At 45.8% G+C, this 25,568-nt stretch carries 25 protein-coding genes; 10 read left to right on the top strand and 15 right to left on the bottom strand.

Annotation, left to right across the window (positions count from 1 at the left end; genetic code table 11):
* Position 1: 1 nt before the first annotated feature.
* The 5 genes from AAE02nite_RS13690 to AAE02nite_RS26305 form a co-directional block, all read right to left on the bottom strand.
* Positions 2-607 carry an outer membrane beta-barrel protein gene (locus AAE02nite_RS13690; RefSeq protein WP_146898313.1) on the bottom strand — a complete coding sequence of 202 codons (606 nt, stop codon included), beginning with the start codon at positions 605-607 and terminating at the stop codon, positions 2-4.
* A 193-nt stretch (positions 608-800) separates the two neighbouring features.
* Complete coding sequence (locus tag AAE02nite_RS13685; protein WP_146898312.1) at positions 801-1,109, bottom strand: hypothetical protein; 309 nt, start codon at positions 1,107-1,109, stop codon at positions 801-803.
* 132 nt (positions 1,110-1,241) lie between these two features.
* Entirely contained in the window at positions 1,242-3,413 is a 2,172-nt protein-coding gene (locus tag AAE02nite_RS13680; RefSeq protein WP_146898311.1) for a xanthine dehydrogenase family protein molybdopterin-binding subunit, read from the bottom strand.
* Between the two features lie 14 nt (positions 3,414-3,427).
* The gene (locus AAE02nite_RS13675; protein WP_146898310.1) at positions 3,428-3,880 is read right to left on the bottom strand and encodes a (2Fe-2S)-binding protein; all 453 of its coding nucleotides are present in this window, start codon (positions 3,878-3,880) and stop codon (positions 3,428-3,430) included.
* 455 nt (positions 3,881-4,335) lie between these two features.
* Positions 4,336-4,485 carry a hypothetical protein gene (locus AAE02nite_RS26305; protein ID WP_170252601.1) on the bottom strand — a complete coding sequence of 50 codons (150 nt, stop codon included), beginning with the start codon at positions 4,483-4,485 and terminating at the stop codon, positions 4,336-4,338.
* A gap of 263 nt (positions 4,486-4,748) precedes the next feature.
* Here AAE02nite_RS26305 and AAE02nite_RS13670 point away from each other — a divergent pair, with 263 nt between their 5' ends.
* Positions 4,749-5,294, top strand: coding sequence for a DinB family protein (locus AAE02nite_RS13670; protein WP_146898309.1), 546 nt, complete (start codon positions 4,749-4,751; stop codon positions 5,292-5,294).
* A 228-nt stretch (positions 5,295-5,522) separates the two neighbouring features.
* Here the strand turns inward: AAE02nite_RS13670 and AAE02nite_RS13665 are convergent, their stop codons facing one another.
* The 9 genes from AAE02nite_RS13665 to AAE02nite_RS13625 all read right to left on the bottom strand — a co-directional run bounded on the left by AAE02nite_RS13665 (position 5,523) and on the right by AAE02nite_RS13625 (position 15,673).
* Positions 5,523-6,455, bottom strand: coding sequence for an SGNH/GDSL hydrolase family protein (locus tag AAE02nite_RS13665; protein WP_246151025.1), 933 nt, complete (start codon positions 6,453-6,455; stop codon positions 5,523-5,525).
* A gap of 272 nt (positions 6,456-6,727) precedes the next feature.
* On the bottom strand, positions 6,728-8,272 hold the full coding sequence (locus AAE02nite_RS13660) for a glucuronyl esterase domain-containing protein (RefSeq protein ID WP_146898307.1): 1,545 nt from the start codon (positions 8,270-8,272) through the stop codon (positions 6,728-6,730).
* A 194-nt stretch (positions 8,273-8,466) separates the two neighbouring features.
* Positions 8,467-8,967: an RrF2 family transcriptional regulator gene (locus AAE02nite_RS13655; protein ID WP_146898306.1), complete on the bottom strand. Its 501-nt coding sequence runs from the start codon at positions 8,965-8,967 to the stop codon at positions 8,467-8,469.
* Between the two features lie 188 nt (positions 8,968-9,155).
* Complete coding sequence (locus AAE02nite_RS13650) at positions 9,156-9,521, bottom strand: metal-sulfur cluster assembly factor (protein ID WP_146898305.1); 366 nt, start codon at positions 9,519-9,521, stop codon at positions 9,156-9,158.
* Positions 9,522-9,542: 21 nt separating this feature from the next.
* Positions 9,543-10,808 carry a cytochrome C oxidase subunit I gene (locus AAE02nite_RS13645; RefSeq protein ID WP_146898304.1) on the bottom strand — a complete coding sequence of 422 codons (1,266 nt, stop codon included), beginning with the start codon at positions 10,806-10,808 and terminating at the stop codon, positions 9,543-9,545.
* On the bottom strand, positions 10,789-11,625 hold the full coding sequence (locus AAE02nite_RS13640; protein WP_146898303.1) for a DUF2249 domain-containing protein: 837 nt from the start codon (positions 11,623-11,625) through the stop codon (positions 10,789-10,791). The genes AAE02nite_RS13645 and AAE02nite_RS13640 overlap by 20 nt, the downstream gene beginning before the upstream one ends.
* 18 nt (positions 11,626-11,643) lie before the next feature.
* The gene (locus AAE02nite_RS13635; protein WP_146898302.1) at positions 11,644-12,147 is read right to left on the bottom strand and encodes a hemerythrin domain-containing protein; all 504 of its coding nucleotides are present in this window, start codon (positions 12,145-12,147) and stop codon (positions 11,644-11,646) included.
* A 54-nt stretch (positions 12,148-12,201) separates the two neighbouring features.
* A complete protein-coding gene (ric, locus tag AAE02nite_RS13630) occupies positions 12,202-13,152 on the bottom strand; it encodes an iron-sulfur cluster repair di-iron protein (RefSeq protein ID WP_146898301.1) in 951 nt (316 codons plus the stop codon).
* Positions 13,153-13,321: 169 nt separating this feature from the next.
* Positions 13,322-15,673, bottom strand: a complete 2,352-nt coding sequence (locus tag AAE02nite_RS13625; protein ID WP_146898300.1) for a nitric-oxide reductase large subunit — start codon at positions 15,671-15,673, stop codon at positions 13,322-13,324.
* A gap of 430 nt (positions 15,674-16,103) precedes the next feature.
* On the opposite strand from AAE02nite_RS13625, the gene AAE02nite_RS13620 reads away from it, so the two are divergent.
* From AAE02nite_RS13620 to AAE02nite_RS13580, 9 genes are all read left to right on the top strand, one after another.
* Positions 16,104-19,412, top strand: coding sequence for a vitamin B12-dependent ribonucleotide reductase (locus AAE02nite_RS13620; protein WP_146898299.1), 3,309 nt, complete (start codon positions 16,104-16,106; stop codon positions 19,410-19,412).
* A gap of 507 nt (positions 19,413-19,919) precedes the next feature.
* Positions 19,920-20,315 carry a group III truncated hemoglobin gene (locus AAE02nite_RS13615; RefSeq protein WP_146898298.1) on the top strand — a complete coding sequence of 132 codons (396 nt, stop codon included), beginning with the start codon at positions 19,920-19,922 and terminating at the stop codon, positions 20,313-20,315.
* A 3-nt stretch (positions 20,316-20,318) separates the two neighbouring features.
* Positions 20,319-20,756 carry a c-type cytochrome gene (locus tag AAE02nite_RS13610; protein WP_146898297.1) on the top strand — a complete coding sequence of 146 codons (438 nt, stop codon included), beginning with the start codon at positions 20,319-20,321 and terminating at the stop codon, positions 20,754-20,756.
* Positions 20,757-20,826: 70 nt separating this feature from the next.
* Positions 20,827-21,102, top strand: coding sequence for a cupin domain-containing protein (locus AAE02nite_RS13605; RefSeq protein ID WP_246151024.1), 276 nt, complete (start codon positions 20,827-20,829; stop codon positions 21,100-21,102).
* A gap of 2 nt (positions 21,103-21,104) precedes the next feature.
* Positions 21,105-21,587: a hemerythrin domain-containing protein gene (locus AAE02nite_RS13600; RefSeq protein ID WP_146898295.1), complete on the top strand. Its 483-nt coding sequence runs from the start codon at positions 21,105-21,107 to the stop codon at positions 21,585-21,587.
* A gap of 166 nt (positions 21,588-21,753) precedes the next feature.
* Positions 21,754-22,188 (top strand): RrF2 family transcriptional regulator, encoded by a 435-nt coding sequence (locus AAE02nite_RS13595; protein ID WP_146898294.1) that lies wholly within the window; start codon positions 21,754-21,756, stop codon positions 22,186-22,188.
* 162 nt (positions 22,189-22,350) lie between these two features.
* Positions 22,351-23,070, top strand: a complete 720-nt coding sequence (locus AAE02nite_RS13590) for a cupin domain-containing protein (protein WP_146898293.1) — start codon at positions 22,351-22,353, stop codon at positions 23,068-23,070.
* 96 nt (positions 23,071-23,166) lie between these two features.
* Complete coding sequence (locus AAE02nite_RS13585) at positions 23,167-23,694, top strand: DUF488 domain-containing protein (protein ID WP_146898292.1); 528 nt, start codon at positions 23,167-23,169, stop codon at positions 23,692-23,694.
* A 90-nt stretch (positions 23,695-23,784) separates the two neighbouring features.
* Complete coding sequence (locus AAE02nite_RS13580; RefSeq protein ID WP_146898291.1) at positions 23,785-24,087, top strand: cupin domain-containing protein; 303 nt, start codon at positions 23,785-23,787, stop codon at positions 24,085-24,087.
* A 110-nt stretch (positions 24,088-24,197) separates the two neighbouring features.
* Here the strand turns inward: AAE02nite_RS13580 and AAE02nite_RS13575 are convergent, their stop codons facing one another.
* The gene (locus AAE02nite_RS13575; protein WP_146898290.1) at positions 24,198-25,484 is read right to left on the bottom strand and encodes a hypothetical protein; all 1,287 of its coding nucleotides are present in this window, start codon (positions 25,482-25,484) and stop codon (positions 24,198-24,200) included.
* Between the last annotated feature and the right edge of the window lie 84 nt (positions 25,485-25,568).

Below are 25,568 nucleotides of genomic sequence, written 5' to 3'. Positions count from 1 at the left end.
TTTAAAAAGTTTTTGTGGGTAAGGTAAAGCTGGTGGTAAACATAAAAAGCGAATTCCGGAACGCTTTGTCCTCCAAATTATTTACCAGGTTAGAAAAATCGCCGTTGTAGCGAATGCCTAACGTTAAGCCCAGTACCGGTATGTAGGTGCCAGCCCCTAAAGCAAAACACAAACTGGTACGCCGGAAGCTGTTCAGCATGGTTTCGGCGTTGGTCTTGCCGCTCTTATCTTTAAAGGTATCATTAACTAAAAAAGACATCTGCGGACCAGCTTCGAGGTAAAAAGGGCCGGCCGTTATTTGTCCCAGCAGCGGAACATCCAGGTAGCCCAGGTTTATTTTCAGGCTGTCGTTGGCCGAGGCCGCGCCTTTGGTTGAGTAAATAATATCTGATTTTAGCGAAATATTGTTCTTGTAAACGGGCAAAGTAATATTCAAACCGCCGTGGCCGCCCCAGATATTCTCCAGGTTTAATTCCTTCGCATTTTCGCCGATAAAGTTGGTATAATTACTGCCTACCCGTATTCCGATTTTCGGTTTCTGAGCAAAAAGTGCCAAAGAGAAAAAGAAGCAACAGGCAGTTAGTACGAGGGTAAAATGTTTTTTCATAGTTAGGTTTAGGTCTGGGTGTTGGATAAAATTCTATCGCTTCCCAAATCTGCACCTTTCTGTTTTGCTTCGAAAAAATAAGAAGTTAAAAGCCTTAACCCGCCGGATGAATGACCAAAACAAAGGGTTGAGAATAGTTCTTACCAACTATTCTCAACCCTTACTGCTTAGGCACATATTTTGGTTCCTTAATTCATTTATTTTTTATCCGTTTTACTTCAATATAATCAGGTCCGAAATCTATGGGATAACCTGGGGTTGGGTCACCCCAAATTATAACCTTTTTGTTTAAATATTTATCCAGATCTATCGTGCTACTTTTGATTGGGTATGTTGCACTATTGGACTTTATTTGATAAGTGCCATACATGTACCAAGTTGCCCCCATTTTTTGAATTTCGCCCTTAAGTTCGTATTTGTATTCACCAATAATACCTTCTTCTTTTTCACAACTGGTAAATAAAAAGATAATAAAACAGAGAAGAAGAACTTCAATTTTCATAGAGGAAAGTTTGTTAAGATTGTTAAAGTAATGTAGCCCTAATGGGAAAGAGGGCTTTTTTCTCTAATTGGTTGCATTCTCCTTGTTTTATTTTTTGACACTTATCTCATTCTTTAATTATTATCTTCTTCATCAGCTTTTCTTCAAATGAACTAACAGCCCGTTGGGTACTAAGGGCAGCTTTTTTAGTTTGATGCCGGTAGCATCCGCAATGGCATTCCGGATAGCGGGAGCAATCGCTACAATAGGCGCTTCGCCGGCCCCGGCCGAAGGCAAATCCGGGCGGTTTACCTGAATAATTTGCACTATGGGCGTGTCTTTAAACCGCGGCACCCGGTACTGAGCAAAGGTTGGGTTTAATATTTTACCGTTTTCAAAATCAATGGCTTCAAACAGCGCCCCGCCTAAACCCTGCACAATGGCCCCCAGTATCTGCTGGTCTAAATGCTCGGGGTTAATAATGGCACCACATTCAAAAGCGGTAGTTGTCCGGATTACTTTTACTTCGCCGGTGTTGCGGTCGACGGCAACTTCGGCGCAAGTAGCGGTAAACCCGCCTTTTTCGGTACCACCCGCAATGCCAAAGCCGTGGTCTTTGGCCGGTTTGGTTTTGCCCCAGTTAAAAGCTTCGGCGGCCTGCTGAAAAACGGCCCGCAACCGGGGTTCCTGCAGATTTTTCAACCGGAATTCCAACGGATCCTGATTTACGAGTTGGGCCAGGTCGTTCATCTGCGATTCGAGGGCAAAAATATTGGCCGTAGAAGCCAGTCCGCGGTAAGAACCCTGCTTTAGCGGCGAATCGGACGGATGATACTGAATTTGCTGGTTAGCTACTTCGTACGGGGTGCGGATGCCGGAACCTCCGGAGTTATAGTTATGAAACTCCCAGGCCGTTAAAGTACCGTCTTTCTTCACCCCGGCATTAACTTCTATTACGCCGGCCGGCCGGAAATAAGCCCAGGTAAATTCTTCGGGGCGCGTCCAGGTAAGTTTTACGGTTTTTTGCGCCGCTTTGGCCAGGCGAGCCGCTTCCACCGCTGCTTCGCCGGAGTGTTTGCCACCGTAAGCCGAACCGGTATCGGGCATAATTACCCGAACTTTTTCTTCCGGAATCTTAAATTCTTCAGCCAAATCGCTTTGCACGCCAAAGGGGCGTTGGGTACCCGTCCAGACGGTGAGTTTACCATTTTCCCAATGGGCCAGGGCTGCCCGGGGTTCCATAGGGGCGTGCGCAATATAATCTACCAGGTAGGTTTCCTGCAAGGTTTTGTCAGCGGCAGCCAAGCCAGCTTTCATATCGCCTTTGGTTGTACCACCATTGCGGCCGCCGCTTTGGCCGGACGAAGCTTTATTTTTTAAGTAAGCGAATATTTCGGCTCGGGAAGGCTGGTTGGTGGTTTTCCACTGGGCTTTTATTGCGGCTACGGCTTTATCTGCCATAGATAAATCCGGCGCGGCTACTCCCACAAAGTCACCTTCGTGGACAACGGTTACGCCTTTCATGGCTTTAGCCGCGGTCACATCTATCGCCGCCAGTGTTGCCCCAAAAGTGGGTGAACGCAATATTTTGCCGTACAACATACCGGGAATTTTAATATCCGAAACATATTTGTGCCGGCCCGTAATAAAATCGCGCCCGTTTACCTTGGGTACCGAAGTGCCGGCGATTTTCCATTGACTTACCGCAATAGCCGGGGCATTATCCGAAATGGTTTGCAGCAGTTGCTTTCCCTTAACTATCTGACCGTAACTTAAAGCGGTGCTGCCCGGTGCGGTTATTTTACCGTTGGCCAGTTTTAAAGCGCTTTTGTTTTTTTTTAAGGTTTGGCTCGCCATTTCCAGCAAAGCTTCGCGGGCGGCAATAGCGGTTTTACGTAGCTGACTGCCCATGGCCGGAGTGCTGCGGCTCCCGAAGGTCCCGGCATCGTAAGGCACTAAGTCGGTATCGCCCATTACCATTTTAATGGCCGAAATGGGGACCAGCAGTTCCTCAGCTACTATTTGCGCCAAAGAAGTCCGGATATTCTGGCCTACTTCTACTTTGCCGGTATATACCGTTACGGTATTATCTTCGGCAATATGCAGCCAGGCGCCTATCTGCTCGGTCGGTAATTTTTTAAATGCTAAAATTTCTTTTTCCGCCGCAGCCAGAATAGAAGTATCCTGCCATACAAAGGCTACCGCCAGTCCGCCGCCCAGCCATTTGAAAAACTGCCGGCGATTAATGCCGACTGCCTGGCTGGTGCCGGTTACTATTTCAGATCCGTTCTGAATTATTTCGGAGTTTATCTTTTTCGGATTCATGGTTTTATACCGGTTTAGACCTTGGCGGCCGCTTCATTAATTGCTTTAACAATCCGGGGGTAAGTGCCGCAACGGCAAATATTCCCATTCATAAAATCCTTAATTTGTTCTTCGGTTGGGTTAGGATAATTATTCAGCAAAGCCACTGTAGACATAACCATGCCCGAGGCACAATAACCGCACTGAAATACATCAACCTTTAAATATGCTTCCTGCACCGGATGTAGTTTTCCTTTTACCTCCAGTCCTTCGATGGTGGTAATTTTCTTGCCCTGGGTGGCGCTTAGCGGAGTACGGCAGGAACGGACCGCTTTGCCGTCTAGTAAAACCGTACAAGCCCCGCACTGACCTTCCCCGCACCCGTATTTCGTACCGGTCAGGTCAAATTCGTCGCGTAATACACTCAACAGACTCGAATCGGGCGTGGCTTTACTATTGCGCTTTACTCCGTTTACCTGAAGTTCCATCGTTGCTTATTTATAGGTGTGTAAAAGAATAAACCTATAAATTTTCCATGAAAAAGACAAGAAGTAATACACCCAAACTTGGCCCTCAGGTAAGGCTGCCGTACAAATTTACTTTTACCAGGCATTGTGATGCTTCCAAAGTATTATTAGAAAAACCCTGTCTTTGGTTGAAGTGAATTAATTAAATAATAAATAGCAACCGGAAGGATTATAATTGTTGATCTGTAAGTAGGCTTGGCACCAGAAAAAGATCGAAAGTTCTTTTGTGAAGGAATAATCGGTGGAGAAAATTATTTCTTAACGGAGAGGCCAAGATTCAGAATTGTAATGAAGGCAAGTATAAATAGGGATGGTAAATGAAAATACCGGAAAATTGGTAATAATTTGATGGGGAGCTTTATTCTCAACGCCGGCTGATTTATACCTGGCAACGTTGTTATTAAATTTGATAAACCTTAATTCCGATAAACAGTTTTTTGCTGCGTATAATAATTTTTTAAATCCTTTGATTTAGATTCAGATAATTTCAGCACAAAACGGGCAATAAATAATAACCCGATATTAGCCAGCAGCAGTAGCCATATTACCACGTAAATAGATGCCATAAACTTGATGTTTTTAAAGAATAGATATATTATATTATATTATTTGTTATCCAAAATTAAACACTGCAGAAGCCACAATTTAAAATATTAGTTCAATGGCCCTATTTGTTCGTCGAAACCAGGTATTTTGCCTTTAAAATTAAATTCATTAACAATTGCTGGTTGCCGTTAAACCTACATTAGTAAAAGCCTATGGAATGTTTTATGAATGAAGCATATATCCCTGAAAATCATCCTTAAATATCCTTTTTAAATCTAAACAGATGCCAGTACCTGAATCTAAAGAAAAGAAATTGGAAGTATGGTTACGGGGCCCCTTTCAGGATGTGCCGCCGCTGCTGCAGCCCGTAGCCCATGCCTTGCTTCAGGCCCGCGAAGAAGTGGAAACCTTGATGGAAAACTTTCCGGAACACCTTCTTTGGAGCCGGCCCGGCCAGGTAGCCACCCCGGGGTTCCATTTGCAGCATTTATCCGGCGTGTTAGATCGGCTTTTTACTTATGCCCGCGGCGAACAGCTAAACAGTGCCCAACTGGCGGCTCTGGCAACTGAAGGAAAACCCGTTGAACCACCTACAACTTCAAAAAAAATGGCACAAGCATTTCACCACCAGGTAGATAAAGCCATTCAGCAGCTTATTTCTACCGACGAAAATACGTTAACCCAAACCCGTGGCGTTGGTCGGGCTCAGATTCCTTCTACCGTGCTGGGTTTACTGGTTCATGCTGCCGAGCATACAACCCGCCACGTCGGGCAGCTTTTGGTTACCGTTCGGGTACTGGAAAGCACGGCACAAACCAATAGTTACTGAATAAAAAAAGACCTGCTAAAACAGGTCTTTTATTACCTTTAAGTATTTAGGTGCTAGCTAATAAAGGAAGTTGAGGATTAGGAATGAAAGAGAACAAATTGATTTACAGACCAGACTCCGGTTGGGGTTTGATTTTTAAGAACAAAGCTGTTTGGTTAAATTTTTGTAATCCGAGTTGATGCGGTTGTGAATATATTTTCGCTGATTTGATAGCTAATATTAATATTTTTAATCAGCCTTTTCTTTCAACAAAGCTCGTATTTCCTTTTCTAGCTGAATATATTGCTGTTTAGCCTCGGTTAAAGGTAGTCCGGGCGCCATACCGGGGCGTTTAAAACCTGTGGCTTTTAACCAGGCATCTTTCATGATGGCCTGCCGCTTACTCACCAGCTTATAAATTTCTTCTCCCCGCGGGTGCACCTGTAAAGTAGTAAGAACATCCGGTGCCTCACCTACTTCCTCACCCAAATACTGCAAAGTGGTTTTTGCCATGAGCCAGTGGCCCAACTCGCCGGGATGTACCCCATCCTGGGCCAGTTTAAAACCTGGCTGGGTTTGCCCTTGGGTATTCAGGTAGGCAGTCATGGGCGTATGTATATCGGCCACTTCCCACTGCAGTGAATCTCTTTGGGATAACAGCCATTCGGAATATTTATCCAGCACCAAATTATAACCTTGCGTTCCCAATAATTTATCATCGTGTACGGGTGGTGTTAAATGGATAATTCTTTTGGCGCCACTTTTTACCAATTCGGAATGTAACCAATTAATGCCGTTGCGGAAAGCCTGAAAACGACTTTCATCGAAAGGCAGGTAAATACCATCGTTCATGCCGTAACAGGCAAAAACCACGTCGGGCTTAACTAGGGCCAACACTCGGCCCAGGCGTTCGCGCAAATCAGGCCGGGGGAATTTACCGTCGGCGTGGTCTTCCTCGCTCAAACCCGAAACCGTTTCGCTGGGCAATCCTACGTTTACAAATTCATACTGCTGTTTGGGGTAATGCGAAATAAAGTAAGCCTCTATATCCGAAATATATTTACCGGCATACGTTATGCTGTTGCCCAGGAATAAAATGCGTTTTGCTTTTTTCGGGAAAGGCGATCTGGATTGGGCCGCGGCTGCGTTACTTATCCATAACCCCAGGAATATTAGAAGCAAGGATATTATATACGAACCCTTGGATTTCCGGGTACAACTTAATCGAATCATTTGATTTTTCCAGATTAAAAAGATAACAGACTTTAGGGGATTATTTTATTTAGACATTCTATAGCGCTTGGAATTTATTACATGGTGCTTGTCGAAACTGCTATCATAAAAGAATAAAAGTAAATTTAAATTTCTCGCCAAACTCGTATGGACGGCTGCTATTCTGTTATTCCGGTACTCTTTACATTACTTCAGCATTTTGCCAAATGAGTACCCTGCCATTACCTGGTAGTTGAATAGGTATATTTAATCATTTTGTTGGCCCACGGAATAAAATACTTAATATTAGGCGCATCGGTATGGCCGCCATCGTGTTGCCGCCAGGCCAGTTCGCCATCCAGCAAACTTACGTTTACGGCCGGCATTTTAGCTGTTTTATAATCCTGATTAACACCCAGGTCTCTGGCGCCTAATAATTTAAACACCGATCCGGTGGCTACCGCAGCCATGTAGCTGCCTTGCTGGTCGAGCCATTTTGCATCGCCTTTTTCCGGGATACCATAACTGATAAAGGTAGGTCGGGGTGCACAAAGGGCAATTAACTGGTGAGCATCTACCGGTAGGTCGTTTGCCGTTTTAGCGCCAAAAGTAGCTTCCGCCGCGCCGTACTTCAGGAAGTTACCCGCCATCCAGTGGTATTCGCCGGCAGCAGTTAAATTCTCTACGGCTTCGCCAAAGTTACGCCGGTGTAATTTAGCCCCGCCTTCACCCGACGAACCAATCAGGGCTAAAGCAAAACGCTGGTCGAATGCCATGGCCACCAAGGCGGCTTTTCCGTACCGCGATACGCCTTCAATCCCTACTTTTTTGGAATCCACTGTGGGGTCGGTCTCCAGATAATCCAAGCCACGCGAAGCACCCCACGCCCAGGCCCGTAAAGCACCCCAATCTTCCGGTTTGCGGGGTTGCCCTTTGTTTACCAAACCGATAATACCTTTGGTTAGGCCTGCGCCATTGTCGGCCTGAATCGTGCCGGGTTCAATTAAAACATAACCCCAGCCGGCCGCCAGTAATTGATTAGGGGTAGGCGGATCGCCGGCCGGTGGCGGACCAAAGGGATTAACAGCAGTAGATGTAATAGGATTATAGGCCGGATATTGTTCAAAAACTGCTTTTAACGAAGGATCGCTTTTCACCAGCAATTCTTTAAGAGCAGCGTTTATCTTTTCTAAACTTTCTTTGGGTGGCTGGGCCGGGGCAGGTAAAGCGCTGCGGCCAAACATCATCAGCACCGGTACCGGACCTTGGGCATTGGCCGGGGTTACCACCGTCATGGCAATATTTACGTCCAGTAAGGGGTATTCCGAATTATCTACCTGCCCGATTAACTGTTTGGCGTTAACCGGAATAAAACCTACCATTTCTCTTTCGGCTATGGCTACTTTCCAGGTCACTTTAGGCACTTTTGGAGGTACCCGGCCGAATACTTCTCTCTCAAAAGCTTCTACAATTTCGGGGCGACGTTGCTTCCACCACATGGCTGGGGTAGTTACTTTTTTGCCGTTATTTAAAGTTAATACCTCGGGTAAATTCGGGTACGGATTAGCCAGAGCCTCGTCGTAATTGGCTGCATTCGGATCGGCAGGATTTCCACTGGGGCCGGGCCTAAGTGACTTGATACCTAATTGTTTCAGCATGTGCTGGTGGTCTTTCTGGGTGGTAAAACTGACCGGTGGCGGATATTGGCCGACCGGGGAGGGTTTTATATTTTGAGCAGTAGCAGCAGAAAAAGAAAAAGCAAATAGAAGGTAAAAGGCTCTTTTCATGGCGGTAATTAAAAACTAAGGAATAATAGTTAATAATCCGTTCTGAAAGGAGTAGCCGTAAAAATATTTCTTAAATATTCTGAGAGGACTTTGGTTAATAACCCAAACTGAAACTGCCGGAATATTTTTGAATTAAAAAAAGCCCATAAAGTTTAAAAGCTTTATGGGCGAAAAACGAAAAAGTATTTAAACGTTTAAAAATTTTCATCCGGCAACTTATCTATATCCGGTGATATCATAAAAGACATTGCTGCTGTTTCGGGGCGGTTGCGAATGAATGCATGCCCATTCTGAATATCCTGCACCAGATCCCGGATGGTTTTGGTAGAGAATAAGGTAGCTAAACCATCACGGTATTTTTTAAAATCGTGGTGCAGCGGGCAAGGGTGGGTGTCGGAGCAATGTTTTAAACCCAAGCCACATCTTTTAAAAGCTTCTACGCCATCAATTACGCGCACCACCTCCATAATGGTTATTTCGCTGGCCGGACGGCTCAGGTAAAATCCGCCGTTAGGTCCTTTAATAGAAGCGATAATTCCTTTACGCACCAAATCCTGTAAAATTTTACCGATAAAATGCAGCGGCAATTCTAATTCCTTGGCTATTTCTTTAATCCCTATTTTTTTACCTTCGGCTGCCTGCATCGCTACGTAAACAATGGAGCGCAAAGCATATTCGGAAGTTTTCGTTAACATACCATTGGGGGTAAACTTACCCGATTATTTTTAATTAAATTTTCTGTACCCGTTGGCAAAGCATTTCCTAAAATCTATCAGGCAATATTCTTAAACGGATTTTTATTCGGTGTAATCAGAGGTAAGTATACTGGCAAAATTCGAAACTGTTGGTTTATTTAAAGAGAAGAGGTAAATAATTTCTTTTTCTAAAAAAACCGGTCCCACAAGCTACCGCCGTGATCGCGTTGCTGCGGCTGGTAGCCGCCGTTTAACTGGGCCTGGCCGGCTTCCGAAATCATATCGGCATCCCACATGGGTATCCATACCAAATCAACTTTAATATTATAATCCGGGTAATGCTTTTCCAGCACGTTGTTAACCGCACCCGTAATCATTTGGCCCATGGGGCAGCCGGGCGAAGTTAAGGTCATGGTAACAGTTATGGTTTTATCTTCTGCCAAAGCCACTTCGTATACTAATCCCAAATCTACAATGTTTAAGCCAATTTCCGGGTCTATTACTTGCTTTAACAACTCGTAGATATGCTCGCCAAAATTTTGTTCCGGTGTCATGGTGAAATTCTTTTCTTAATGTTACAGGCCCTTGCCCAATAGTTTAAATACATTAATATTATAGATAATAGCGGTCAGCAAAAACAGACCGCTGCCGGTATGCAGCAGGATGGGTTGTGCCCACGCTACGCCGGCCAGTAAGGAAATAAAACCCAACAGATAACTAATATTCTGCCACTGCACCCAGCGTTCCGAATATAAATCTTTGGGTTGGGGCACCGGCTGTTTGCCCACCAGGTGCTGGTAGCGGTGCATCCACACAATAAAAGGCAGTGTTTTATAAGTTTGTCCTAATATTAAAGCCGAAATAAAACCCAGGAAAATAGAAATGCCATAAACCAGGTACCATTGCAAACGGGTTTTCTCGGGCATTATTACCGGCTCACTTACGGCCACCACCAACACCACCGGCAATGCCATCAGCACCACTGCTATTAACGATAGTTGCATGCCCGCGTCTACTTTTTTGCGCAACCGGCGGCGGTAAGCCACTACCACAAATATGATGAACAGGAACATACCAGTGCCTATGGCCAGGCCGTATACCACCTGGTATGGCGTGTGCAGAAATAAATGATCGACGCTGAACAGCAGTAAACCCAGGTTAATCAGGTAATAACTCCACGAAAGTAAATTAACCGGCAGTTTGTGCGTAAGCAAAAACATGGGCAACAATTTGGAACCAACACCAATTATCAGCAACAGAAACCAGCCGGCCATGCCTACGTGGGCGTGTAACTTTAAATAATGCAGGTGCGATTCTTTCAGAAACGGATAAGAAAAATTAAAGGCCATCAGCAACCCGATAATACCCGTTATCAGCAACCAAAGGCCCGAGGTTAAAATAAAATCTGCTTCTACGGACCAGGTTTTGGTTTGGCGGGTGGTTTGAAACAGGTTAAGGTTAAAAAGCAGGAAGGCAATTACCAAAAAACAAGCGGCCAGGTGTAGTGGCAGCCCTACCGAAAAAGTCCAGAAGGCGTACGACAGCAATAAAGTGCCGGCAGCCAGAAAGCCGAAGGTAAATAAGGCCAGCCTGGCGCTGTACAACGGCACCTGCAAAATAACCGGCAATAACTGGTACAAAGACCCGAAAATGACCATGGTAGCCCAACCCAATACGGCTACGTGGGTAAGGGTAAGTAGCTTGGGGTGAAAATAATGGGCAACCAAAGCTTCCTTGGAGAAAAATAACAGAACAGCCAGAAACAGAAAGGAAAGCGCTGCAAAAGCAAAATGCGGCAACACTACTACTTTAGGCGTTGGTTTAGCGGTTAGTAAGTTCATGGCCAGGTAATTTATAAATCAGCAGGCGCACCTCGCCGGGAGACGGGTTGGCTACAGCCCAGCCAAACCCGTTCTCGGCTAATTGGGGCAATAAATACTGGGGTACCCGGCAATGGTACACCAGCAAAGCCTGCCCCGCTAAAAGTTTGTGCACTGCTTCCAGAATAGTCATCATGGGCAGCGGCATTTCCAGGTTCCGGACATCCAGTTCTACCAGGTTGTGCTGGTATTGCCGGTACAGGTTTTTAAAAGGTTTTTCTGCATTCGGGAGCGGCTTATCCGGCGCCACCGCCGGACCAGCCTGGTAAAAATACGTATGCACCAGGTTATCGGCAGACTGGCAGGTGTAATGGGTAAATCCTTTTTTCCGCAGGATGGCGTACAGCGGAATGGGTTCAAAAGTATTAATAATTAACAGGCTTTTGCCGGCCGGCAGGTTTTCGGCAGCAGCCATTATTTCTTTAAATGGGTCAAGCCCCTGCTGCAAACCTTCCCGTACATCTAAGGTTAAGCCTACGGGCGGCAAATCGGGTAGCGGCGCTGTAACCGGGTTAGGGGTTACGGCGCCGGCCCTTTCAGAAACAAAACCGAGCGCTTTTAATTTTTCAAAAAATACTTCCACGCTGGTGCCGCCAATGCGGGCGGCATCGGCAATGGTTACCCGTGAGGCCAGCACTTTGCGCAGCAGCGGGTTGCGCAGCTTTTCAAAGTGCTTGTTAATGGACGCTATGGCCTCAATGGTAGCCGGATTTGCCCGTATTAAGGTTGAAATGCGGGTTTCGGCATTAATTTTTAAGGGAGGCGTTAACTGGCTCATGGGTCAGGTGTCTTCTAATTAATTATTTTCGGGCTGGGAAAACCAGAAAGCCGGTTCAAAATCGTCGGTTGGCTTTTCGGCGTGTTTTTCTATTTCCAGACCCACTAATATGAGTTGGCCGGGAGTAGCTACCTTTTCCAGGTACGGGAAAAATACCCGCTCTTCGAACCTTACGTGCTCTTTAACTAAAATTTGTAAGGTGTTCAGCACATAATCAATGTTCTCCCGGTAGCTGGAAAGGTAGTTAATAACACTTCGGATGAGGTCGTGGTCTTGTTGCACCCGGAACCGCATCGGATCTGCCTCCGATAAAATTTGCACTACAATTTTATCTTCTTTTTCCAGGTGGCTTTCTAAATGATGGTCCCAGAAATAGTTAATATAATCCTGAATGATCCGGCTGTCGACCTTACGGGCCAGCCCCTGTTTTATTTTCCAGGAAAAAAGCAACTCAAAATGATGTTCCCTTGACAGGGCGACTAATTCAGGATGTCTTTTCAGGGGTTTAACTATTGTTTCCATTATTATTTTGTTTTGGTTTCCAGAAAAAGAATAAGTTTTAAAACCCGATTATATTCAGGAGAAAACTTTCTGCTCCAGCTCAATAGCTTTCGGGAACAAAATATTGTTTTCCAGGTGAATGTGCTGGTGCAGGTCGCTTTCAAATTCCTGCAGTTTGGCAAAAGCCAGGCGGTACGTGGTGCAGCCATCAGCGGGTACGGTATAATTGTTACTCAATTCCCGGATGGCTTCCAGTGAGCTGCCGGCTGCTTCGTGTTCCATTTCCATCATGTTTATCGGGTTTTGGATACTGCCAAAGCCGGGCTTTACCAAAGTAGCGCCAGATTTATCGGCCTCGTTTAACCGCCGGATGTACGGAAATAAAACCCGTTCTTCTTTGGGCATGTGGGCGTTCAACTCAGCTGCAATGGCGACAAAGTGCCGGGCTATCTCTATTAGTTCCGGATGGCGCTCGCCGTGTACCCGGGCAATTTTAGTAGTATATTCCGATAAGGCAGGCAAGCTTTCGCGCACATAGGTATGGTGGGTATTTTCAATATAATCGGCCAAAAAGCTTAAATCCCAGGCATTAAAATTCTGGGTGCGGGCTACCGGTGTTTCGGTGAGGGCGTTTAATTCCTGTTCTACCAGAACCGGGTTTATACCTTTTTCTGCGCAAGCCCGCGCCACCGATTTTTTACCGCCGCAGCAGAAATCCAGCCCATACTTTTTAAATATTTCGGCTTTCCGGTAATCTTTGGTTACCAGTTCGCCTATGGTTTCGCCTTCCTCCGGGGTAAGCTTAGTAATGCGTACTTCCCAAATTTCCGGACCCTGGGATAAATATTCCCATTTAAAAATATTGCCCCGCTCGCCCAGCAGTTGGTAATACAGCGGTTTTGGGTCGTGGTCGTTGTGAATTACCAAACTTTCGCCGCCAGTCAGGTTGTCGAAACGGTTAAAAATAGTGGGGTGCTTTAAGCGGGGTTCTATTACGGTTACGTCTAAAAAATCAATGGTTTCCATGAATTATTACGGTTAGAAGATTACTTGTTTTACTAGGTATATAAAGGTAAAACTTATTTTGAAATAATAAAAGATATTTAACTCTTTTTTTATTAATATATTGTTTTGAGTTGAATAAGGCAATATTTTATTTAAAGTGAGCCTTCGTAAAAAGACCGGATTAAATAAATCAGGCCTCTTTGATTTTCTGGTTGCTCAGGCTTTTTCTTTTTTTATTAACCAGAGAGGCTTCACCAGCCGGTTTAACGGTCGGGTAATTTTCCGGTGAAATATCAGTATGAGGGTGCAAAGACCAGCCGGTCTTTAATCCGACTACGAACCAGGCCAATGCTACCACACCCAGGGCAAAAATGGTGTCGCCAATTACCCTTAGCCAGCGCAATATTTCCATGGTATCGGTTTGCATGAATTCCATGGAGCGGGCGTACCACAAGCCGTGTTCTACACTCGCCCAGGTTTGCAGCAAGCCAATCGGCAGCACACTGATTATAACCATCAGGCCCAAACCAATATTGATACTCCAGAAGGCAAAGCTGATAACGCCATCTTTCCAAACATTGCGGGCAGCCATGCCTTTCAGGGCGAATAACATTAAACCAATACCTAATACACCGTACACGCCAAACAAAGCAGTGTGGCCGTGAACCGGAGTAGTATTTAATCCTTGCATATAATACAAGGCAATGGGCGGATTGATAACGAAGCCAAAAATACCTGCTCCCACCAAGTTCCAGAATGCCACCGCAATAAAGCAGTAGATGGGCCATTTATAGGCTTTAATCCAGGAGGTAGAACGGCTTAGTTCTAAATTATGGTAAGCTTCGAAACCAATTAATACCAGGGGTACTACTTCCAGGGCGCTAAAGGTGGCGCCCAGGGCCAGTACCGATGTAGGCGTACCGCTGAAATACAGGTGGTGAAATGTACCGATTATGCCGCCGAAGAGGAATATAATGGTGGAAAATAAAACCGTGGGCGTGGCAATTTTGGTGCGCAGTAAGCCCATACGCACGAATAAAAAGGCAATTACCACGGTTGCAAATACTTCGAAGAAGCCTTCTACCCACAGATGCACTACCCACCAGCGCCAGTACTCGGCAATAGCCAGGTTGGTTTGGCGGCCCCACATTAAACCGGCGCCGTAGAATACCGCAATGGCTACCGACGAAATCAGGAACATTCCCAGTAAATGGCGGCCTTCGGCATCTTTTTTAAACGCCGGCCAAATGGCCCGGGTCATCAGGAACAGCCACAAAAACAAGCCTACCAGCAGGAATATTTGCCAGAAACGCCCTAAATCAACGTATTCGTAGCCCTGGTGCCCAAACCAGAAATTTTCGACCAGGCCCAGTTTCTGCATGACGCCAAACCACTGTCCGGCCAAAGAACCTACCACAATAATAAGCAAGGCAATAAACAAAAAGTTAACGCCGGCCCGTTGAAATTTAGGTTCGTGGCCCGAAACAGCCGGGGCAATAAATAAACCGGTGGCCAGCCAGGAAGTCGCAATCCAGAAAATAGCCAGTTGCACGTGCCAGGTCCGGGAGATGGAGTAAGGTAAAATCTCGGCCAACGGCAAACCGTACAGCGCCTGCCCTTCTACGCCGTAGTGTGCCGTAACTACCCCCATCATTACTTGTACCAATATTAAGGCAGTAACCGTCCAGAAATATTTAAGCGTTGCGCGCATTGAGGGTGTTGGCTCCAGTCCCAGTAATGGGTCTTTCTGCGGCAGCTTGCTAATATCCAGCTCTTCTTCTTTATTAGAGGCATAATAATAGGCCAATAAACCCACCCCGGCAATTAATACAATTACGCTAAAGCCGGTCCAGATAATAAGGTCGCTGCTGGGTTCATTACCGACTAATTTTTCGTGCGGCCAGTTATTTGTGTACGATATTTTTTCGCCGGGGCGTTCGGTTACGCAGGCCCAGGATGCCCAAAAGAAAAAGGCATTCATCTGGCGCATCCGTTCCGGGTCTTTAATGCTGTTATCCGGAATAGCGTAAGCTTCACGGTATTCGGCCATGGCCGCATCGTTCGTAAATAAGCCCGTATAATAACGGCTTACGTCGGCAATGGCCGCCGCCCGCCCATCTGATACGGTAAGAGTGCCGGCTTGCTGGTCGTAAGTATTCTGACGGATTTGCGCTTGGAGGCGAGCTTCCAAACCAGCTTTGCTTTCGACATCCAGAGAAGCAAAGTTTTTGCCTTTTTCGGCTTTGGCCCAGGCATCCAGCATAAATATCGCCTCTTTGTGCAGCCATTCAGCGGTCCAGTCGGGTGCCTGGTAGGCGCCGTGGCCCCAAACCGAACCTACCTCCTGCCCTCCCATCGATTGCCAGACATTTTGTCCGTCTTTAATATCCTGCCCGGTAAATAATACCTGACCCGAATCTGTAACAACCTTATCCGGAATAGGTGGCGCCTTCCGGTAGATTTCCGAACCATAATACCCTAAAACAGCAAAGGAACCGACTATTACGGCGATGAATCCCAGCCATAACCTGGTGTATTTCATAACAATATTAATTTATGATGAATAGAATAGTAAAAGCTTATCTGTGATGCCGGGAAAACAGGCAGCAACCCAGTTGAATCGATATGCGGTTGGCTGTTTCACTTTCTTTAGGATGAATAAGTTTAATCCGGATTTCCCTGATTTTTCAAAGGTAAAAAGGTCCTGAAATCTGGTTTATGACAACAATCATCTGTTTTTGTGATATTTATCAGAGCTAAGATTTAATTTTTAATTAAAGCCGACAAAAAGGTATTTTTATCTTTATAAATATTATATACTTTGCTGGCGGATACTATTACCTTACTTATCCGCTTAAATAGTCCCGGTAAAAATGCTATTGGGATATATCTACTAAGTAAAACCTTCCGGCGGCTTCCTCGGCGCTCAAACCAGGTAGCGCCAGATTAATGTCACACCTAAATAAAAATTTATGAAAAACCAAACTTCCGCTGCCGTTGCGGGCTTAAAAATTAACCGGCATTTTACCCAGGATCACCTGCCTGCTTACGCAGCCTTCCGGTTCGTTAAAAGAGCCTCCGTTATTCGTAACCCATCCGGCGAAATCGTGTTTGAGATGCACCATATAGAAGTGCCTGAAGCCTGGTCGCAGATTGCTACCGATATTCTGGCTCAGAAATATTTCCGAAAAACAGGCGTACCGCAACCAGACGGCTCCCTCGGGGCCGAAACTTCTGTTAAGCAGGTGGTGCACCGGATGGCGGCCTGCTGGCGGTATTGGGGTTTGCGGCACGGCTACTTCGCCTCCCCGGCTGATGCCGATATTTTCTACGACGAAACAGTTTACATGCTATTGGGGCAGTATGCTGCACCCAATTCGCCGCAATGGTTTAACACCGGCCTCCATCACAGTTATGATATTTCAGGCGAGTCGCAGGGCCATTTTTACGTAGATCCGGATTCGGGTACATTAACGCCATCGGAATCGGCGTATGAGCATCCGCAACCCCACGCCTGCTTTATATTATCGGTAAAAGACGACCTGGTAAACAAAGGGGGCATTATGGATTTATTGGTGCGCGAAGCCCGTATTTTTAAGTACGGTTCGGGTGTGGGTTCTAATTTTTCGGCCATCCGGGGCGCTAACGAAAAACTATCCGGCGGCGGTTATTCATCGGGTTTGTTGTCTTTCCTGAAAGTAGCCGACCGGGCAGCGGGCGCTATTAAATCGGGCGGCACCACGCGCCGGGCCGCCAAAATGGTTTCGCTGGATATCGACCATCCCGAAATAGCGGATTTTATTAACTGGAAGGTGGCAGAAGAGCAGAAAGTGGCGGCTTTGCTGGCGGCCGGTTACCCGGCCGATTACGAAGGAGAAGCCTACCGCACCGTTTCGGGGCAAAACGTTAATAATTCCGTCCGGATTCCGAATGCCTTTTTTACCGCCCTGCAAAACCAGGAAGATTGGGATTTAAAAGCCCGCACCGATGGCCGCATCGTTAAAAAGATACCCGCCCAGCAATTGTGGCAGGAACTAAACCAGGCAGCCTGGTCTTGCGCCGATCCCGGGGTGCAGTTCGATTCCACTATCAATGAATGGCATACTTGCCCGGCCGGCGGACCTATCCGGGCCTCCAATCCCTGCTCTGAATATATGTTCCTGGACGATACGGCCTGTAACCTGGCCTCCTTAAACCTGCGAAAATTTTACAACGAGCAGAAACAGGAGTTTGACGTACCGGCTTTTGAACATGCCTGCCGCATCTGGACCATTATTTTGGAAATATCGGTTTTAATGGCCCAATTCCCGTCGCCGGAAGTTGCCCAGCGATCGTTTGACTACCGCACCATTGGACTTGGTTACGCGAATCTGGGCGCTTTGTTAATGGTAAAGGGCTTGCCTTACGACAGTTCTGAAGCCCGTACAATGGCCGCCGCTATAACCGCCATCATGACCGGTACAGCATATAGAACATCCGCTGAGATGGCCACCTACCTGGGCCCGTTTGACAAATTCCCGGAAAACCAGGAAGCGATGCTCCGGGTAATTCGCAACCACCGGGCTGCTACCTATTCCGATGATGTCGCTTTTCAGAGCCTGACTATTTCGCCCGCCCGGATAGACAGCAGCCTGGCGCCGGCTTATTTGCTGCAAGCCGCGCAGCAGGTTTGGGATGAAGCCCTGGCCGCCGGTGAACAATACGGCTACCGCAATGCCCAAACTACGGTTATTGCTCCTACCGGCACCATCGGGCTGCTGATGGATTGCGACACCACCGGGGTAGAACCGGATTTTGCCCTGGTAAAATTTAAAAAATTAGCCGGCGGCGGCTATTTCAAAATTATTAACCACGCCGTTCCGGTAGCCCTCCGCCAGTTCGGGTACTCCGAAACCGAAATTACAGATATTGTAGCCTATGTCCGGGGTACCGGTTCGTTGCGTCAGGCCCCCGGAGTAAATGATACTTTTTTGCAGCAACAAGGCCTTAACTTAACCGAAATCGCCAAACTCGAACAAAATCTGGCTACCGCTTTTGATATCCGGTTTGCCTTTAACCAGCATGTATTGGGCGAGGCTTGCCTGCAGCGGCTGGGCATTAAACACCAGGATTACGAACAACCCGGTTTCGATTTGCTCCGGTATTGGAAACTTTCGGAAGGACAAATAGAAGAGGCCAATATTTATATATGCGGTACTCTGACCATAGAAGGAGCCCCCCACTTAAAACCAGAACACTACCCGGTTTTTGATTGTGCAAATAAATGCGGCAACCGCGGCACCCGTTTTATTAAACCCAGCGGGCACTTGCGCATGATGGCTGCCGTTCAGCCCTTTATTTCCGGGGCCATTTCCAAAACCATTAACCTGCCCGCCGAAAGCACGGCCGACGATGTAGCCAATTGCAACTTACAAGCCTGGCAACTGGGGCTAAAAGCCTGTTCGGTTTACCGCGACGGCAGCAAATTATCGCAACCGCTAAGTAGCAAGAAAGCCGTTAAACCGGACAAAACCGCTGCCCTAGCAGAAATTTCTTCCGAGCCGGCCGCACCCGACTCACCGCGAATGTTAACCGAAGAACAGGTGCTGGAAGCCGCCCGCGCACTTATTACCGAATCGAAAGATACCCGCTTTAAACGTGCCTTATCAGATATTGTCAAACGCAAACGGCTGCCCGATAAAAGGAACGGCTTTACCCAGAAAGCCAAGATAGACGGCCATACCATCTACATCCGGACGGGTGAGTACCAGGATGGTACCTTAGGTGAAATATTTATTGATATGTACAAAGAAGGTGCTTCTTTCCGGTCGCTGCTCAATTGTTTTGCTATTTCGGTATCGCTGGGGCTGCAATATGGGGTACCGCTGGATGAGTTTGTAAGCCGGTTTACTTTTACCCGTTTTGAACCGGCGGGCCCGGTAGAGCATCCTAATATTAAAAATGCCACTTCTATCACTGATTTTATTTTCCGGTTACTGGGCTTCGAATATCTGAACCGCCTGGATTTGGTGCACGTGGTACCGGACAAAACTAGCGATCAGCCGCCGCAAACTCCGAGCCACCGCAAACCAATGCCTGACACCACCGATAGCAACCTGCAGGCTAAACCAATAGCGGTTAACGGCGAAAAACCGCAAGCGCTACTTTTTGAACAAACCCAGCAGGTGCTGGCCGCTTTAATGGGCGATGCGCCGGCCTGTCCTTCCTGCGGTCATCTAACCATTCGGTCGGGTACCTGTTATAAATGTTTAAATTGCGGCACTAGTTTGGGCTGCAGTTAAGTTAACCTTATTTGTGGGAGTAATTTTAAAAAGCTCCGGTTCAGAAGCAACTGGACCGGAGCCTTTTACTTTAATAGGAATCTAGATCTTTTTAAGGTTAATGGCTCAAGACGAATTTTTCATTCAAAATAGCACACCTACACCGAGGTAATATTTCCTTTAATTAATAAAATATATCGTCCGGCTGCTTAATTATTTAAGGTTAAGCTTTCGGTCATACCTTATCGAATTAAAGCATATATTATGCTATCCAGAGCAAAGCTATTTCGGATAATATTGCCTTTTTTAGAATTTATTACTTACTTTTACCATATAGCACCTTAAGCAACGCTTTTCTTAGTTGATTGAATGAAGCCATTGGTCCACTTACTTAATACCGGTGCGAACTAGTTAAAGCACTTCCTTTATAAGTGTAATGCCGCATTCATAAATTGGCAGCGTGCTTAAAATGAAATTATTCATCGAATAAAACAGGAGCAAAAAACAAAGAAGGTTTAAATTTTAGTTATGGGCAGCAAACCTGATATAGCCGGAATAGAGGATATTAAGCTGATGGTAGATGATTTCTACTCAAAAGTAGCCGAGGATGACTTATTGGCTCCCATCTTTAACTTCCGGCTTTCTACATATTGGGTTCCGCACTTGGAAAAGATGTACACGTTCTGGAATGCCGCTTTGTTTGGGGTAAAAGGATATACGGGCAACCCTTTTGCCAAACACGCTACCATGCCCGTAGAAGCCGAACATTTTGCAAGGTGGTTAAGCCTCTTTATCAAAACGGTGGATAAGCACTTTACCGGGCCGATGGCCGAAGAAGCCAAAAGAAGAGCTTTAATCATGGCCAATACTTTTGAACGCCGCATCCACGACAGCCAAGTAAATACTAAATATACCCTGATTTAGAAGATGCCTGTAGATGACCAAAGAAAAAGAAAGTATCACCTGTACTTTGGGCTTTGTTTATTGTTAAACAGTATTTGGGCCGTTGCCTGCAATAAACCGGAAATTAAAAATGAACGAAAAAAAATTGATTATATCCGGGCTATTCCAGGCGAAAATGATACAATACCGGTTGCGGTGGCCCAAAAAGGCGAAGTACTGATTGCTTATTCAGATTGTTATACGTGCCACAAAGAAGATAAAAAATCGGTAGGACCGGCTTTTAAAGATATAGCCAAAAGGTACCCGGTCCAGCGCGTTTATATAGAAATGCTGGCCCAGCGGGTAATGAGCGGTGGCAGTGGTTCCTGGGGCCGGGCAGTTATGAGTGCTCACCCCAAGGTGAGTAATGAAGAAGCTAAAATAATGGTTAGCTATATTCTTTCCCTGAAAGAAGTACCGTAATAAAATACTGTGTCAGGAGCATAGTCTTTAGCCGGTTAAAAGAAAAAGGTAAAAGGCTTAAAAAATACAAATGGAAGAAATTCATAAAAATGCCAGTTATAAAATATTGCAAATTACGCTGCCCGCCGGCAAAATTATGCCCCGGCATTATGCAACGTCGGATGCCTTTATAATGGTAGTAAGTGGTGAGGCCCGGCTAAGTCTAACTACTAAAGAACAAATATTGCAGCCCGGCGCTACTTTCCCGATACCAGCCCGCGAGCCGCATACCCTGGAAATTTTATCGGACTTCAGGGCCTTTGTAGTATTAGCGGCCGATGCAAACATCGAGTTCAACGAAAAATAAACATGGAAAGAAAACCGATCAAACGCAGTAAGCATATCGTTAGCTTATCTCAAGAACATCATACCGGCCTTTTGTTTTGCTGGAAAATACGGCATGGCCTTCGCAAGCAGGTTGATACCAGTCGGATTCAGCCGTATGTGGCTTATTTCTGGGATAATCATCTCCGGCAGCACTTTCGGGAGGAAGAGGAACTTCTGTTCGAAAAGGTGAACGACGATTACTGCGGGAAAGCAGTGAAACAACACCGGGAGCTTAGCAACCTCATTCGGCAGGTAGAAAGCAGCACTTCGGGCCCGACTCCGGATTTGTTAAACCAATTAGCCGACCAGTTAGATGCCCATATCCGTTTTGAAGAAAGAGAACTGTTTCCGCACCTGGAAGCGGTACTGGATGAGCAGGAATTAATTTCTATTGGTGCAATCTTAGCCCAATCGCATGAAACCCAGGCAAAAGATACTTTTCCGGATGAGTTTTGGATAAAGTAACTGCGGGCGACCATTAACCACTCCTTGAAAATTAGAACGGGGCGACTGAAAGACTTCGGCTACTATTGAAATATTCAAAAACAGGGCATCAATATAACCGGCCACCGGCAGATTTTACCTTATTTACCTTAATAATTTAGCACAAAACGGGCCATAAACAGACAAGATGATATCGAAAGCATGTAAATACGGAATACGGGCGGCTATTTTTGTGGCTTCGCAAGCTGATAAAAACCAAAAGCTGAATGTAAAAGAAATAGCCCGGGAAGTAGATGCCCCGGAAGCCTTCACAGCCAAAATTCTGCAGGTATTAAACAAGCACCGCATTATCACGTCGCTCAAAGGGCCATATGGTGGTTTTTACATCGAAGATTTTCAACTGGAGCAGCCGGTTATCAATATTGTAAATGCCATCGACGGCATGGCGGTGTTCCGCGAGTGTGGCCTGGGTCTAAAAAGATGCTCTGAACTTCACCCCTGCCCCATGCACGACAAATTTAAAGCTGCCCGCGAAACGCTGCGCCAGGTATTTCAGGAAACCACCATCCGGCAATTAGCTTCCGCTTTGCAGGAAGGAACCTCTTTTATTAAGAATTTTTAAAATAATATTAACCGCTGTACCAAACAAATAAGCAACCGGTTGGTGCCAGTAGCAAGCAAAGCCCAGGAAATTCAGGACCAGCTTTATCTGTCGGCTATTACAATTATTTTCACCGTTTTTTTAAGACTAAAAAGCAATTTTATATAATCTAAAATTATTTCTATGAACACGATGACCACCCTTTCGGAAGTTTTAGAAAAGCTTAAAAAAGATGGCTATAACGTAGACTTCAACCTACAGGATAATTGTTTGGTATGCCACGGCAACTCCTTGCAGGTTTATCCAAACGAATTTGTTGTAGATGCGCACTACCGGTTCGAAGGTCTTTCGGACCCCGGCGACGAAGCGGTGGTATATGCCATTTCCTCGGACAAACACGGTTTAAAAGGCACTTTAGTAAACGGCTATGGTATTTACAGCGACGAAATGGCTTCGGATATGGTCAAAGCATTGCATGATGCTACTGTCGCTCCCGCCAAAGCTATAAAAGAGATAAAAGCCAATGATGCAACCCCGCAACGCCCGGCCGGCGACCGCCCCCTGGATGCCTCGGTAATAGAGATGAACTTATCCGCTTTCCGGGAACAAATAAAACAGGAAAAAGCCTGGCAGACCAGCGACCGGAATGCCATTACCATATTTAAATCCGATGGTATGCGCCTGGTACTGGTTGCCCTCCATGCCGGCGCCGAAATGAAAACCCATACCGCCCCGGGTGTTATAAGTGTACAGGTGCTGGAGGGACAGATAAGTTTTTCGACAGCGGAGCAGTCATTTGAATTGGGCGCAGGGCAAATGCTGGCGCTACATGCCGGTATTCCGCACAGCGTACTCGCCCGTGAAGAATCAGTTTTTTTGTTAACCTTGGCCATAAGTAAATAAAAAGGCTCTGTATTTCAATGTTGCCCGGTGGATGCCGGTAAACTCAACTGAAAAAGTTAGCCATCGCCCGATTATTTTACGAACCATAATCTAAACATGGAGAAAAACAGCCCCACCATCTGGACCATTGGACACTCTACCCGCAGCCCGGAGGAGTTTTTAGCTACCTTGGGATCCTTTCGGATTGAGCTGCTGGTGGATGTCCGCCGGTATCCGGGCTCTAAGAAATATCCGCATTTTAATAAATCGACACTGGAAGAGTACTTGCCCGCAGCCGGCATTAATTACCTGGCCGAAGAGGCGTTGGGCGGCCGCCGTAAACCCCGCCCCGACTCAGCTAACACGGTATGGCGGAACGAAGCTTTCCGGGGCTATGCCGATTATACGGAAACAGAAGCATTTGCAGAAGGTATGGCGCAACTTACCACAATAGCAGCGCAGCAGCGGACGGCCTATATGTGTTCGGAAGCAGTATGGTGGCGGTGCCACCGGGCTATTATTTCGGATAATTTGAAGGCAAGTGGGTGGGCGGTGATGCACATTATGCAGGCCGGTGTTGCCCGGGAGCACCCTTACACTGCCGCCTACCTGGCAATGCATCCGGAGTCACAAAGCTCAGGATAGAGATGTTTCTGCTGATATATCTCTTATTTAATTTTTATTACCGAAAAAAAACTATTCTAATAAAGATAATCTAATTTAAAAAATACCTGTATGAAAATGAATATTCCGGAACAACTCGAATTTAAAGACGACAAACCCGCCACTTTGCAACTGAAAAATACAGATAAGCAACACACAATAGTAATAGGCCTTAAAAAGGGGCAAATATTAAAAAAACATTTCAGCGCCACCCCTGCCCTGCTTATTGTTTTAAAAGGACTTATTGCCTTCGAAATGGAAGGTACTACCACCCAGGTTGCAGCGCTGAATACTTTTGATATTCCTCCCACCATTCCTCACGAAGTAACCGGGGTGGAAGAAAGCATTTTTTTATTAATTAAAGATAAAGCCTGATAAGTGTATAGCAAAACTTAAGACAAGAGCTTGCGAAATATTGTTTATCAAACAATAAAATATTCAGCAGACCATTTAATCTTGTTTCGTTAGTTAGATTGACTTCCATATCAATGTCTGGAAACCGGATTAAACGCATTTTTATGGATTTTGATTTTACTTTCCGTAATTGTTTTATTTCCCTGCTGTCCGGCCAGAAAAAGAATCAGTCCGATTGGCAACAAAGTACTTACCCAGAACAGCAGACGAAAATATTCCGGCAGCATACCCCAACCCGCCCAGAAAAACAGACCTTGCATAAATAATAAGGTTTCGCTCAGAAAAAAACCGGCGATAAATATACCTAAGCCCCAGCGGCTAACCTTACGGTAAATGCTAAATTGCCCCTGCTGAATAAAGTAGGCGAACAAAAAGAAGGTGACAAAGCCAATTAATACCAGGTGCAAATAGCCGATTATAAAATTGCGTACGGAGTAAGCCAAATCGGCCATAAAAGGAATGGCCGTAGCTAGTTGCATTATTATCTTTAAAGTAAAACAGATAATCGCCAAAGAAAAGAAGATACTGCTCCAACCGGTAAAAAGCCGACTAATAGCCAGGCGGTGCCGGTAAAGCAAACGTAAAAATAAGAGCAAGCCAATAACTTGCATCACGGCGGCTAATCCGGCCAGGTAGTAAATAATGGCCGGCGGTTTAATCCATAGCACCGACAATAAATAACCGGGCAGGCAGGCCCAGAAGAATAAATTAAAAAACCAGCTAGCGTCGGCCCGACTAAAAGGCACTTGTTTTTTCTCCAGTAACCAGAACAGCAAACCAAGCGCGGCAAAACTAAGCCAGCCATTGTACTGAAAATGCAGATAAAAATAAATGGCATTGTAATACAAATGGCTGCCGCTGCCGCCGGTAGCCATTATCGGCCCCATTGCCCAGGGACCCAGCGTGGATAGCGCCAGAAAATATAGCGAAGCTTTAATAAATTTAAAGGAAATTAAATGCTGGCTTTTAATAAGGCTTTCCTTACGGCTATCCTTTAAAAATTGGTAAATAAACCAATAACTGATAAAAATATGCAGGGTAGAAAATACAATCGAATAAAGCCCGTAGCCCTGCACCGGAAAACTACACAACATACCCACCACCGTTAATTGTCCCAGCCAGAACTGCCACCGGTAAATTTTATTATTCCGATTTTTTTCCGGTAGGTAAGCGCCCAGCAAAGCCACAAAGAAGGCCGAAAACAGCCAACCCAGAATAGCTATGTGCGAATGCGCGTGGAGCAGGTATTTATAGTTAAAACCAACTGGCGGCGAAACCATAAACCAACGCAGAAATAAACCCAGCAAGGCAACTACGACAAAATTAAGAAGTGCTGTTTTAAGCCAGGTATTTTTCACGTTTTTAAATAATATAAACCGCCCTGACCCTTTATTCCGGCATCAGAAACGAAGGCAAATTACCCGAAGCCGGCCATCTGTAAA

It is taken from the genome of Adhaeribacter aerolatus (assembly GCF_007991635.1).
In the GTDB taxonomy this organism is placed as follows: domain Bacteria; phylum Bacteroidota; class Bacteroidia; order Cytophagales; family Hymenobacteraceae; genus Adhaeribacter; species Adhaeribacter aerolatus.
Note: the sequence above shows the minus strand (reverse complement) of the source record. Positions and strands in the feature narration are given on the sequence as shown.